Source organism: Methanobrevibacter cuticularis (genome assembly GCF_001639285.1).
In the GTDB taxonomy this organism is placed as follows: Archaea; Methanobacteriota; Methanobacteria; order Methanobacteriales; family Methanobacteriaceae; genus Methanobaculum; species Methanobaculum cuticulare.
This window is the reverse complement of record NZ_LWMW01000125.1, coordinates 1-13,140: the sequence shown is the minus strand read 5'-3', so window position 1 is coordinate 13,140 and position 13,140 is coordinate 1. Positions and strand designations below refer to the sequence as shown.

Annotated in this window: 9 protein-coding genes and 1 pseudogene; 2 read left to right on the top strand and 8 right to left on the bottom strand. The window is 26.3% G+C overall.

Features of this window, described 5'->3' with window-relative positions; genetic code table 11:
• Positions 1 to 489: 489 nt before the first annotated feature.
• The 6 genes from lysS to MBCUT_RS08045 all read right to left on the bottom strand — a co-directional run bounded on the left by lysS (position 490) and on the right by MBCUT_RS08045 (position 9,699).
• Positions 490 to 2,070: a lysine--tRNA ligase gene (lysS, locus tag MBCUT_RS08070; protein ID WP_067260176.1), complete on the bottom strand. Its 1,581-nt coding sequence runs from the start codon at positions 2,068 to 2,070 to the stop codon at positions 490 to 492.
• A 1,563-nt stretch (positions 2,071 to 3,633) separates the two neighbouring features.
• Complete coding sequence (gene thiC / locus MBCUT_RS08065) at positions 3,634 to 4,941, bottom strand: phosphomethylpyrimidine synthase (protein WP_067260175.1); 1,308 nt, start codon at positions 4,939 to 4,941, stop codon at positions 3,634 to 3,636.
• A 665-nt stretch (positions 4,942 to 5,606) separates the two neighbouring features.
• Positions 5,607 to 6,779: an aldo/keto reductase gene (locus tag MBCUT_RS08060; protein WP_067260174.1), complete on the bottom strand. Its 1,173-nt coding sequence runs from the start codon at positions 6,777 to 6,779 to the stop codon at positions 5,607 to 5,609.
• Positions 6,780 to 7,088: 309 nt separating this feature from the next.
• Positions 7,089 to 8,015, bottom strand: a complete 927-nt coding sequence (locus tag MBCUT_RS08055) for a carbohydrate kinase family protein (RefSeq protein ID WP_067260173.1) — start codon at positions 8,013 to 8,015, stop codon at positions 7,089 to 7,091.
• A gap of 373 nt (positions 8,016 to 8,388) precedes the next feature.
• On the bottom strand, positions 8,389 to 8,676 hold the full coding sequence (locus MBCUT_RS08050) for a DUF4491 family protein (protein WP_067260172.1): 288 nt from the start codon (positions 8,674 to 8,676) through the stop codon (positions 8,389 to 8,391).
• 93 nt (positions 8,677 to 8,769) lie between these two features.
• A complete protein-coding gene (locus MBCUT_RS08045; protein ID WP_067260171.1) occupies positions 8,770 to 9,699 on the bottom strand; it encodes a LysR family transcriptional regulator in 930 nt (309 codons plus the stop codon).
• A gap of 719 nt (positions 9,700 to 10,418) precedes the next feature.
• Between MBCUT_RS08045 and hxlB the strand changes: the two genes are divergently transcribed.
• A complete protein-coding gene (gene hxlB / locus MBCUT_RS08040) occupies positions 10,419 to 11,006 on the top strand; it encodes a 6-phospho-3-hexuloisomerase (RefSeq protein ID WP_067260170.1) in 588 nt (195 codons plus the stop codon).
• A gap of 111 nt (positions 11,007 to 11,117) precedes the next feature.
• Here the strand turns inward: hxlB and MBCUT_RS08035 are convergent, their stop codons facing one another.
• Both MBCUT_RS08035 and fdhD read right to left on the bottom strand, forming a co-directional pair.
• A complete protein-coding gene (locus MBCUT_RS08035) occupies positions 11,118 to 11,480 on the bottom strand; it encodes a carboxymuconolactone decarboxylase family protein (protein WP_245634973.1) in 363 nt (120 codons plus the stop codon).
• Positions 11,481 to 11,732: 252 nt separating this feature from the next.
• On the bottom strand, positions 11,733 to 12,506 hold the full coding sequence (gene fdhD, locus MBCUT_RS08030; RefSeq protein WP_245634972.1) for a formate dehydrogenase accessory sulfurtransferase FdhD: 774 nt from the start codon (positions 12,504 to 12,506) through the stop codon (positions 11,733 to 11,735).
• A gap of 83 nt (positions 12,507 to 12,589) precedes the next feature.
• Between fdhD and MBCUT_RS08025 the strand changes: the two are divergent.
• Positions 12,590 to 13,140, top strand: a pseudogene (locus MBCUT_RS08025) (hypothetical protein); the annotation flags it as partial.

Genomic DNA, 13,140 nt, shown 5'->3' with positions numbered 1-13,140 from the left:
TATTTTTTTAATAATAAAATTATTAAAGATTATTTTAAAAATTAAAGATAATACCAACTTATGTTTATGAAATAGATTAATATTCCAATAAACCATTGATTAGAATCTTTTCTTTCAGGACTATATTTTAAAAAATATTTATTTTAATTAAAATTAAGAATATTAAATTTTTCCCAAAAATAATGTTTTAGAATATAATATCATTTTATTTTTTTTGCTTATTATTGTCATGTTAATATTCTTTTTCCCTTTGTTTAAGGAGTGACTCATATTTATCGCTTTTTTTTAGTTTTTCCATTGTATTATTTATAATAGGGGACTGTAATCTAATTTTGTAGTTATTAATGTTGTAAACACGAGTTATGGTAGAAAAAAAGTATTAATGAATGAAAGATTTAGGAAATAAATTTCATTGCTTAAATTTTCTAGAAATTTGACTTTTGCCCATGACTCATTTTTTATTGTAATAGCTTTTTTAATATTTTTTTATTATGCTTCTAATTTCAACCTTTTAACTAAAAAGTCTTTATCTAAAGATAATAAGAATGAAGCTGCTTTAGGGCCTTGTTTTTGTCCGAGAATTATTTTATAAATAGCTTGAAATGCTTTTTGTGGTTTTAAACCATAGCTATTTAAGATTTCATACATTTCATCATGAAGTTTTTCAGCTGAATTGAATTCATTTTCTTCTATGAGAATAGCTAAGTCTTTTAAAAATGCTTCTTGATCTTCAGTTAATGGTAGTCTTGGGATTTTTTTACTAACTTGGAATTTAACAAATTTTGGTCCATATTTTTCCAGCCAATTTATAACATTTTCAATTCTTTCTTCAAATTGTCGTAATTCATTAGAACTTAAGTCTCCAAATTCTTTGTTTTGGAAGTTTTTAGTTAACTGAGAATTCCTTTTTAATATTTCAAATATTTTTTCTGGATTGTTCTTAGCTATTTGATAAGCTACAGTTAGGAATCTATAAGGTGGCCTAAATGGTGTTTCCTCATTTTCATGAATTTGAGCTATTTCATATATCTTTTTGAATTTTTTACCTTCTTTCTCAGATGGAGCTTCTTCTTCATCAAAGAAAACTTTTTCAACCTTGTCAAATTGGTCCATGAAATCCAAAAATGCCATGTTTGGTGAGAAATCTTTGTGTTTCATTGGTTTACTTCTAAATATGAAATAGTTTAAGCTCTCAGCTGGTCCAATTTCTAACCATTGTTTTGGAGTGAAGAAAACACCATGGGATTTAGACATTGCTTCTCCATTTAAGGTAATCCATTCATAAGGAACAGGATAAGGGGCTTTATAGTTGAATATTTTTTCTGATATTATTTTACTAACATCATAAGAGCCTCCACTGGCGGCATGATCTTTTCCAAATGGCTCACATGTAACTCCAAATATCTTCCATCTGGCTGCCCATTCAACCCTCCAAGTTAGTTTTCCATTTCCTGTTGTTATATCCATATTTCCATCATGACCACAATCACACTTGTAAGATATGATGTCTTCATTGAAACCATAGCTAGTTGTTGTGTTAACTCTCCCACATTCTTCACAAATAGGATTGTAAGGTAACCAGTCTTCAGCTAGAGGATGTTCTCTGTATTGGTTGAAAATTTCTCTAATTTCAGCAGCGTTTTTTAAAGCTATTCTAATGTATTCATCATAGCTACCACTTTTATACATCTCGAAACCAGAATGAGGGGTTAGTTCTATTCCAAAATCATCTAAAACATCTAGAAGAGGTTTTTCAAAGTGTTCTACAAAATTACTGCAACATCCATCTGGACATGGGATATTGGAGTAAGGCATACCGAGGTATTTATCATAATTTTCTGGTAGAGGGTGTGGAACTTTTCTAAGAGGATCATGATCATCAGCTATCCATATGGTTTCAGTATTTTCCCCATTTTTCTTCAATTCCTTTCCAATAGCATTAGCTATAAAAACATCGCATGAGTTTCCAATATGTATTGATCCTGATATAGAGGTACCACTTGCAATGACATGTTTTTCTGTGTCCCATTCTTTTAACTCATCAGCTATTCTTTCTATCCAATGTTTCATTTCATCACCAGTATAATAATTAGTTATAATTTGAATTTAATTAAATCTCTGTAAAAGTTGCATAATTCACTAATTTATTATTTTAAATTAATTATATCAATATAAATTATTTTATTTATTTAAAATAAAAATAGAACATTAAAATTTTCTCAATAAATATTATATTAGATTTATTTTTAGGTTCTAAAAATAGAACATTAAAATTTTCTCAATAAATATTATATTAGATTTTTTTTAGGTTCTAAAAATAGAACATTAAAATTTACTCAATAAATATTATATTAGATTTATTTTTAGGTTCTAAAAATAGAACATTAAAATTTTCTCAATAAATATTATATTAGATTTATTTTAGGTTCTTATAAATATTTTTATATTTAAAAATGAAATAATCAAGCCATTTTTATAATGAAAAATGTATTAAAATTAATATAAAGAACATAGAGACTTGAATTAATTACTAAAATTAAACATGCAATGTTTAATTAGATTATTTAATTAAATAAAATAATGAGGATTATAGAACTAAGGTTAAACATAATATTTAGAAAAATATGGAAATAAATCATTATTATTAAAAATATAATATTATGTGATGGAATTCAATAAAAATAGATATTAAGATAATTAAATTAATGTATAAGGATAGTTACACAACTCACCAACCTACATCATGATTATAAATAACAAAAAGGACATGAATGTCTAATTTATATAATAATATTTGTTTTTTATAACTTATAAATTCATATCTTATTCATACTTATTAAAAATATATTCTAAAATTTTTATTTTTGATAGCTATTTAACTAGTGTTTATATAAAAATATAGTAATAAAAAAATAAAAAAAGTATGTTAAAAAGCTAGATATTCAAAAGCGAGCCGTTAGGGTCGGCTTGACAAAACAGAATATTTACAAATTAAAGAAATAAACGTAAATAAATGCTATTAGTGGACATTAGTTAAAATTAATAAAAAATAAGAAGTAAGTAGCTAGCTATAATAAGCTAGCTATAAAGGCAAGTACCTTTTTCACCATTTAATATATTGTTTTTTATCATATATAAATATTTATACTTTAACAATCTAATAGTTATTGTAGGATTGGTGAGTTAATAGCTAGTAAAATACTATAGTTGAACAAAACGGTATAATATGCTGTTTATTCAAGGAAAGTAGAAGGCAAGTACTATTTTTTCACCAAAGTGTAAGTCTTTTACTTTTACTAAGTAAGTGGGAGGTGATAGTGTTGCCATTTGAAAGTATACTATCACTTGTATTAGTGATAGTTCTAATACTCCATAATGTAATAGCTATATACTTCCTAATTAGATAGAGTTAAAGGATAGTTACACAACTCACCAACCTTACACATGATTATAAATGATAAAAAAAGGACATGAATTGTCCAAATTATATAATAATATTTGTTTTTTATAACTTATATATTATTCATATTTAATAAATAATATATCCTAAAATTTCCATTTTTAATAGCTATTAAATAGCTATTTATATAAAAAAAATAGTTAATAAAAAAATAAAAAAAGTATGTTAAAAAGTTATATATTCCAAAGTGAACCATTTGGGTCAGCTTTATCTAACCATTCATTGACTATTTTTACTGCACAATAGCTTCCACACATTGTACATGTTTCAGGATCTTCAGGAGGTCTATTTTCTCTTATTCTTCTTGCATCAGCTGGACAAATAGCTGCTGCATATTGAGCTTCCCAATCTAGTTTTTTCCTAGCATTTGCCATAGCTAAGTCTTTCTCACCATTATGAATTCCATTAGCCATATCTCCAACATATGCTCCGATTCTAGTAGCTATTACTCCGGCTTTGACATCTTCTGGTCCTGGAAGAGCTAAATGTTCTGCAGGGGTAACGTAACATATGAAGTCGGCACCTGCTTTAGCTGAAGCTGCTGCTCCTATTGCAGATGAAATATGGTCATAACCTGGAGATATATCAGTTACAATTGGTCCTAACATATAAAATGGAGAGTTTCCACAGAGTTTCTTTTGGATTGTAACATTAGCAGGAATTTCATTTAATGGGATGTGTCCTGGACCTTCTATCATGGCTTGAACACCTGCTTCTCTTGCTTTGTCAATTAATTCTCCTAAAATGATAAGTTCTTGAACTTGAGCCCTATCTGTAGAATCAGCTATTGCTCCAGCCCTCATTGCATTAGCAAGAGAAAGTACAACGTCATGTTCTTTAGCTATTTCTAGAATATAATCGAAGTTTAAGTATAAAGGATTTTCTTTTTCATTTTCAACAATCCATGCAGATATGAAAGCTCCTCCCCGAGATACAAGCCCTCCTTTTCTACCTTGTCTTTTAAGTCTAGCTAGTGTTTCGATATTTACACTACAATGAATAGCCATAAAGTCTATACCATCTTTCGCTTGCTTTTCAATGTTTTTAAACATATCTTCTTCTTCCATTTCAATGGCAGAACCAGTTTTTCGTATTGTTTCAATAGCTGTTTGATAAATTGGAACACTACCTACTGGGATATCAGACATTTTTAATATTCTTCTTCTGATTTCATCTAAATCTCCACCAATACTAAGTTCCATTAATGTGTCAGCACCATTTTCAATAGCTATTTGAGCTTTTTTTTCTTCTTCATCGAAATCAACAATATCTGTTGATGTTCCAATGGTCGCATTAACTTTTGTTCTAAGTCCTGCACCAATAGCTGATGGGTTAACTTTTCTGTTCACATTGGAAGGGATAACAATCGTACCTTTAGCTACAGAATCTCGTATAAACTCTTCTGATACATTTTCTGATTTAGCTATAGCTTTCATTTCATCAGTTATTATTCCTTTATTCGCATCTTCAAATTGTGTCATGATATCACTTGATAATATTATTTTACTTAATTTTTCTTAATATTAGTAGATTTTAGTCAATATTAGCCGACTTTAATTAATTTTAATCAACATTATTTAATATCGTTTAATTTTAATCAATTTTAATCAACATTATTTAATATTATTTAATTTTAATCAACATTATTTAATATTATTTAATTTTATTTAATTTTAATCAACATTATTTAATTTTACTTAATTTATATTTAATAAATTTTTAAGATTTATTATTCAAAATTAATTTTTTATTTTTTTATCAATTATTTTAAATAATACTTTTAAACTTTTTCAATTATCATTTAAATTTTTAATTCTTATTTGAATTTAATTTAATCTTAATTGATTGTAATGTTTATTTTGATGTTATAGTTTATAAATCCATCTATTAATTTCATATGAATGTTATTTTTTCATACCAATAGCTATTGGATTAATAACATATTTTTAAAGAATACTTGATTAATTTAAAGTGAAATTGATGCTTTTTATTATTGGTATATTGCTTAAAATTTGAAATATAATATGCAAATAACACTTACAAAAATTCGCCATATATGGTATAATTATAAGATGTATTAATTTTTAGAATTATAATTAGATAACATTTAAAAATCCTTAAATTATCTTTAAATTATCTTTAAATTCTAAAACAAAGGCATAAATATCTTCGCTATGCGGAGTACTATTTTTAAATACCATTTTTCAAGATCAGAATTAGCTATTTTTAGTTCTTCTACAATAGCTATATTTTGAGGACATTTTTTCTCGCATATTCCACATTCATTACATTTAGATGCTAATGAATCGTTTTCGGTTGTTGTCATTAAATACTGTATATTTGATTTCATTCCTCCAAAAATAGCTTTATCATTCAAACTTGAAAAAGCCATTGGTATATCTACTCCATGAGGACATGGTAAACAATAACCGCAAGCAGTGCAGTCTATTTTTATTCTATTTTTGAATTCTTCCTTAACTTCATTTATCATTTCTTTTTCATCATCTTTTAAAGAATTTGGTTGAACATTTGATGCAATAGCTATATTTTCTGCAACGTCTTTTTCTCTATTCATTCCAGAAAGCACTACATTTATATTTGGATTATCCCATAGCCAACGTAATGCCCATTCTGCCGGTGTTTTCTTGATGTGGAAGTTTTCAATAATCTTTTTGGCTGAATCAGGTAACTTATCTACTAACATACCCCCTCTTAGTGGTTCCATAGCTATTATTCCCAAGCCTTTTGAGGAGGCATAATCTAAACCTTCTTTACCTGCTTGATAATTTTCATCTAAGTAATTGTATTGAATCATGCAAAAATCCCAATCATAGTCATCCACTAATTTTTTGAAATCAAAAACATTGCCATGAAATGAAAAACCAATGTTAAGTATTCTTCCTTTATTCTGTTCTTCTTCAATGAACTCTATTAATCCATTATCTTTCAAATTTTCCCATTGTTCCAAATTAATACTGTGTAACATGTAATAATCAATATAGTCTGTCTGAAGTCTTTTTAATTGTTTTTCAAACATTTTATCCATGTCTTCTCTTGTTTTGATCACAATCATCAGTAATTTTGTTGCAATTTTTACTTTTTCTCGGTATCCTTCAGATAAAATTTTCCCTAAAACTTCTTCACTCCCAGGATACATGTAAGCAGTATCAAAATAGTTAATTCCATTATCAATAGCTGATATTATTTGTTTTTTAGTTCTTTCAAAATCAATTCTTCCATTTTTTCTGGGATAACGCATACATCCAAACCCTAAAATGGATAATTTATCTCCAGTTTTTTCCATTTCACGATACAACATAATATATCTCTTCTTTATCCTTTGATTTTTTTTCCATATTTTTTATTTATTTCATCCATTTTAGTCGTAATTTTGAATTTTCTTTTTATTATTTATAATCTTAATCAAAAAATAATGCTTTTATAAATTAAAATGCTTTTAAAAACAAAAATATATATTTGTAAATATTGATAAATATGATGCTTATAAACATCATTATAAAATTCGTCATATAAGATTCATGGATATAGCTATTTAATGTATCTGACATATTTAATTAAATTAGATCATTATATACCAGTCCTACATTAAAAAATATTAAATTATTTATTAATCATCTAAGTTATAAAAATCTCTCATCCTACTTTTTGCTTCTTTAAAATTTGGAATATTAGTTTGACAACCTTTTTTTTCTACAATAAATGAAGAAACAGATGATGCAAATTTAGCACAGTCTTTTAGAGAATCTCCATTTAAATAACTATGGATAAAACTGGCCCTATAAGAATCTCCAGCTCCTGTAGGGTCAGTAGCTGGGCGATATACTGAATCTACCCGGATCTTTTCATGGTTATTATATATAACACTACCATCTTTGCCGCATGTTTTAATGATTATACTTGGACCCAATTCTTTTAACCCTTCTATGTCTACAGATAGAGAATCCAATATTCTTTCAATTTCAAAATGATTTCCAAATAATATGTTACAGTTTTTTATTACTTCTTTGAGTTTTTTATTATCATACAAATGTAAATCTTGTCCTGGATCGAATGAAACTATTTTTCCTTCTTTTTTAGATGCAATACCACTTCTACAATTGAAATCTGGATCTCCAGTAGCTAAATGAACAACTTCAACTTTTTTAATAGCTTTTAGTGGTATTGCTGATTTTTTAAATTCTTTTCCAGCTCCCAAGTAAAAATAGCTAATCTGATCCTGGTTTTCATCAGTTAAAACAAAAGCTGTTGGAGTATCCTTATTTTTGGATATGATTAAGGATTCTGTATCAATATTCAATTTTTGCATTTGTTTATGATATTCAGAGTCTATAAAATTTTTTCCTACTGCAGATACAAGAGATGTTTTAAGGCCTATAGTTGCCCCTACCATAGCTACATTGGCTGCTGCTCCCCCATAAAGATTTTTCATAGTTTCTATAGAAGCAGAAGCATTAGCCACAGGAAACTCTTTCACTTTTATTATATAATCTAATGCCGTATGTCCAATTGCCAGTAAACCCCTTTTTTTCTTCAACAAAATCCCTCATAATTCTTTTATTAGCTTTATTGATTAATACTACCTACATTTTTTGATTATTTATTTAATGTTTTATTTGGATGTCTTAGTTAGATATTTTATCTATTTTATTGGCTAAGTTTAGGTATTTTAGCTATTTTTCGATGTTTTGGTTGGATAGTTTGTTTATTTTTTTTGGATAGTTTTTTTTGGATATTTTGGTTGGATAGTTTGTTTATTTTTTTTTGGATAGTTTTTTTTGGATATTTTGGTTGGATAGTTTGTTTATTTTTTTGATAAGTTATTTGGTATTTTATTTATTTTTCATTTGTTTGTAAAATATTCAATAGCTAATGAGTCCAAATGAAAAGTAAAATATATTTTTCACATTTCATTTTTTCTTTTTTGGATTCGATGGAAACCATCCTTTTTCTACTCTTTTTTCTTGCTGTGAAATTTCATGTATACTCCACAATAATGAAAAACCAAATACTCCAATTAATGCAGAAATCACACTTGTTTCTATAAATAATGATATTATAATGGAGACAATACCTCCAAAAAGAAAAATTGGCCATATTTTCTTTCCAATATGATATTCTCCTTTTATAACAACAGGATGTAATAACCCTATAATTAAAAGTGCTCCTAGTCCTATGATAACTCCTTCCAAATTCATATAGATAACTCCTATAATTCTGCATTTAATAATTATTTTTATCTAATTGTATTTTAAAATTTATATAATATTAATTTTTTTATTTTTCATTGATTATTTTGGAATTTTCCAAGGTTTAATGGGTTTAAAACCTTGATTAGCAATTAATTCTTGACATTCATTAATAATATATTCAATTAATTGATTCAAGTTATTTGTATCATCATTTTCATCATCTTTATTTAGATTATTATCAATGTTAACAAGGCTAATTACATGTTGTGTCTCATTTTTTAAAATATTTTCTCCTTTAAAGTAGCTAGCATTTAAAAATGTATATAAGTCATTTGAGTTTTTAACAATTTTAAAAGCATCAAATTCGGACCTAACTTCTTTTACAATTTTAAAGGGGATGTTATTTTCATATAATGTCTTCCAAGCTAATCTTTGGGCTGTTCCATGGACAGAAACAAATTTTAAGTTTTTTAAGTCTTCAATGTTTTTAATAGTATTTTTGCCATCATTCTTAAAATTATCATTTGAAACTAACACTAAATGATCATAAGCGATAGCTGTGAAGTCTAAATCATTTACAAAGGCTATTAAAGGATCATCTAAAGCTAAAATATCTATAAATCCTCGTTTTGCCAATTTGTACGCACTTTGATCACTACTACTGTAAATATCTATCTCACATGGTAAACTTTCACTAATAGACTCTAAAAGACCTGTTACAATATGTCCTCCGGCTATAGCTATTTTTTCATCTTTTTTTAGACTATTTGCGTATTTCTGATATCTATTAAGTAAATTGACAGCTTCTAAGCTTAAATAAGATCTAGACCCTCGAATATTAACTAATCGAAATCCTAAATTTTTCTCTGCATTCTTGATTCTTCTATTTAAAACAGAATGAGCTATATTTAATTCTTTAGCTGTTTTTCTTTGAGATTTTGTTCTAGATAATGAATCTAATGATTCAAATATGCTATAACTATAAGATTTCCCATTAATTTCCAGGCTTATTTGAGGATTAATCTTCATTTTTTATCATTTATAAATATTTTTGGTAAATTTTCCATGATTACATTAATTTATTTAAATATAATTTTAATATTTTTTTATAATTTATTTTAATTTCATGAAATTCATTTCTCAATATGAATTTTATATAATAAATAATTTTAAATCGAATCGTCTTTTTAAATAAGTTTTATATAATAAATAATTTTAAATCGAATCGTCTTTTTAAATAAGTTTTATATAATAAATAATTTTAAATTAAATCGTCTTTTTAAATAAGTTTTATATAATAAATAATTTTAAATTAAATCATCTTTTTAAATAAATTTTATATAATAAATAATTTTAAATCAAATCGTCTTTTTAAATAAATTTTATATAATAAATAATTTTAAATCGAATCATCTTTTTAAATAAATTTTATATAAATTAATAAACTTAATTATATTTAAATAAATTAATGTAAAGTGATAAAATTAATATAAGTTAATAAGTTTGATCATATTTAAATAAAGTAATATAAAATAATAAATTTAATATAAATTAATAAACTTAATTATATTTAAATAAAGTATACAGTATATGAAGTGATAAAATCAATAAGCTTAATCAAGATTGTTGATTATTTATAGCATTAATACATAGTTATCCATGTTTTATTTATTAATGTCACTATTCTATTGTGTATTTATTATTGGATGTTTATTTGTTATTATATTAATAGATATAAGGTTAAGAGCATGTTGATGAAGACAGCTATTGAGGAAATTTTGAAAAATATTGAACTGGCTACAGATTATATTGAAGAGAGCACAATAAGTAATTTTTTAGATGTTATAACAAAATCTAATAATATATTTGTTATTGGTGCTGGAAGATCTGGTCTTGTAGCTAAAGCATTTGCTATGAGATTGATGCACTTAGGAATAGGTACTTATGTTGTGGGAGAAACCATTTCTCCAGCTATCTCTGAAGATGATTCTATTTTAGCTATTTCTGGTTCTGGTGAAACAAATACTATAGTTTCTGCAGTTAGAATAGCTAAAGATAGAGGTTCAAAAGTTTTAGTTTTAACTTCTTATCCTGAATCAACATTAGGAAGTTTGGCTGATTCAATTTTATTGGTTAAAGGAAGAACTAAAGTAGATATTGATAATGAAGATTACATTAAAAGACAAATTGATGGGAATTATACTTCTTTAACTCCTTTGGGAACTGCTTTTGAATTAACATCGTTGATCTTCCTTGATGGTCTTATAAGTGAATTGATGCATAAAATGGGTAAAACTGAGAATGATTTAAAGAATAGGCACACTGTTTTAGAATAGATAATTATTTTTACTCTTTCTTTTTCTCATATTCATAATCATTTTGCATTTTATTCTTTTATAATTCTATTAACTAAATAATATTTACTATTTTTTATCAGATATAATATTTTATCCTTTTTTACTATAAACAATGTCATCAACCCAAGATATAGCTGCAGCTACTGTTGGAAATCCTATGGTACTGGTTATAAGTATTAATGAATGATATATCTCATCTTCACTAGCTCCAGCTGCAAGAGCCCGTTTTGCATGACTATGTACAGCCCCTTCTGACCTAATAGCTGCTGCTGCACTTAATTTTATCAAATGGGATGTTTTTTTATCTATAGGCCCTTCTTCACTACTAATTTTTCCAAGTTCGGCTAAAACATCTCCGTATTCTTCAAATCTATCTCTTATGTTTTTATATAGTTTTGGCTTATCTTCCATATTTCCATCTCCTTTTTTAACTTCTTTAAGATTATGATTCATGATAAGTTGTAATGTGGATATGAAATAAAGTTAGTAGTAATTTTATTTGAAATCATTGCATTGAAAATATTATTTTAAATATTATTAATAAAAAGTTTATTATTTAATATTTCTTTATTCTATTATATTCTATTATATTCTTTAATATTTGTTTATTCTATTATTTATTATATTCTTTTTTATATTGTTTATATTCATTATTCCACTATTTATTCATCAGTTGTTTCCGATTCTATTGGTTATTTATTAGATTTATGGAGATTGGAAATTAACACGACTGCTATGAGTGTAAACATTGAATCTATGATCTCTTACAAATCCAATCATTGTTATATTAGCTTCATTTGCAACACTGTACCCTGAAAAAGTTGGGGCTGCATTGGAAGCTATTAATGGTATTCCCACTCTAGCTATTTTTATTAACATATCTGCTGGCATTCGTCCACTGTATATGATATATGAATTTTTAAAATCTATTTTTTTTTGAGCTGCTGCTCCAATTACTTTATCTACAGCAACATGTCTACTAACATCTTCTCTTAGAATAAATTCTTCATTGACACTAATATTATTTATTAATGCCGCTACATGAGTTCCACCTGTCCTTTTCCAAGTGATAGCACGTTTTCGGAGATTTTCAATGTTTTCTAATAGCTCTTTAGGTTCAACTGTGAAATTTGATTCTACCTTGTTTATAAGATCAATCTTAGTTCTCCACCCTCCAAAACAATCTGACCCCACTACAAGCTCTTTTCTAATGTCAAAATCTTCTAAATTAATGGTAGCTATGATTTTGTTCTCATTTATTTCAAGATTTTCAACATTATCCACACTGGTTATTAATCCTTCTCCTAGCATATAACCTATACTGAAATCTTTTAAATGATTTGGACTGATTGAAAAATTTCTTGTTAGAGTATCATTGATAACTAAATTTATGGTTTCATCAGATACTATTTCTTCTTCTTTTTTTTCATATTTTTTGTTTTTATAAACAATAGTTTCTACCATTTCTGTCATATTCATTGTTTATCTCCTTCAATCCTCTAATCAATCAATTATCAGTAGTTCGTAAAGTATTAATATTATGGTGGTGTGTATTATTATGTATGCAAACAAAAAACAACACACCACATAAGATATTATTGAATGATGATGTATTAAATCTTTCGGTGAATGTGGTTAAAGATATGTTAAAGTTGAAATCAGCCCCTAATGCTGTGTATAATGATAAAACGATTGTTCATCATCTTCTTAATGCTGCTGCTTCTCGAACTAGTGTTAGTAATGTTAGTAATCTTTGTATTGATGCTCCTTCAGAAGGAACAATTAGATATAGGCTTCGTAATATTAATTTAGATGGAATTCAGCAGAGTTTAAATGAATCTTTAAAGATTCATGGGATTAAAACCGTGCGTAAGAAACGAAACATCTTTGCTATTGATTTTGTTAACATTCCTTATTATGGAAAGGAAAAAAACAATGGTGATACCATAAAAACCAAACCTAAACAAGGAACTAGTCAATTTCATGCTTATGCTTCAATATACATAATATTAAGAAACAAACGCTACACTTTAGCTGTAAAACATGTTAAAAAAGGAGAAACTTTAAAAGACACAGTAGACTTTCTAATAAACGAAATCGAAGCTATTGGATT

Excerpts from the sequence above, each read along its gene's own strand:
- lysS (WP_067260176.1), bottom strand. The coding sequence starts at position 2,070 with ATGAAACATTGGATAGAAAGAATAGCTGATGAGTTAAAAGAATGGGAC.
- thiC (WP_067260175.1), bottom strand. The coding sequence starts at position 4,941 with ATGACACAATTTGAAGATGCGAATAAAGGAATAATAACTGATGAAATG.
- MBCUT_RS08060 (WP_067260174.1), bottom strand. The coding sequence starts at position 6,779 with ATGTTGTATCGTGAAATGGAAAAAACTGGAGATAAATTATCCATTTTA.
- MBCUT_RS08050 (WP_067260172.1), bottom strand. The coding sequence starts at position 8,676 with ATGAATTTGGAAGGAGTTATCATAGGACTAGGAGCACTTTTAATTATA.
- MBCUT_RS08045 (WP_067260171.1), bottom strand. The coding sequence starts at position 9,699 with ATGAAGATTAATCCTCAAATAAGCCTGGAAATTAATGGGAAATCTTAT.
- hxlB (WP_067260170.1), top strand. The coding sequence starts at position 10,419 with ATGTTGATGAAGACAGCTATTGAGGAAATTTTGAAAAATATTGAACTG.
- MBCUT_RS08035 (WP_245634973.1), bottom strand. The coding sequence starts at position 11,480 with ATGAATCATAATCTTAAAGAAGTTAAAAAAGGAGATGGAAATATGGAA.
- fdhD (WP_245634972.1), bottom strand. The coding sequence starts at position 12,506 with ATGAATATGACAGAAATGGTAGAAACTATTGTTTATAAAAACAAAAAA.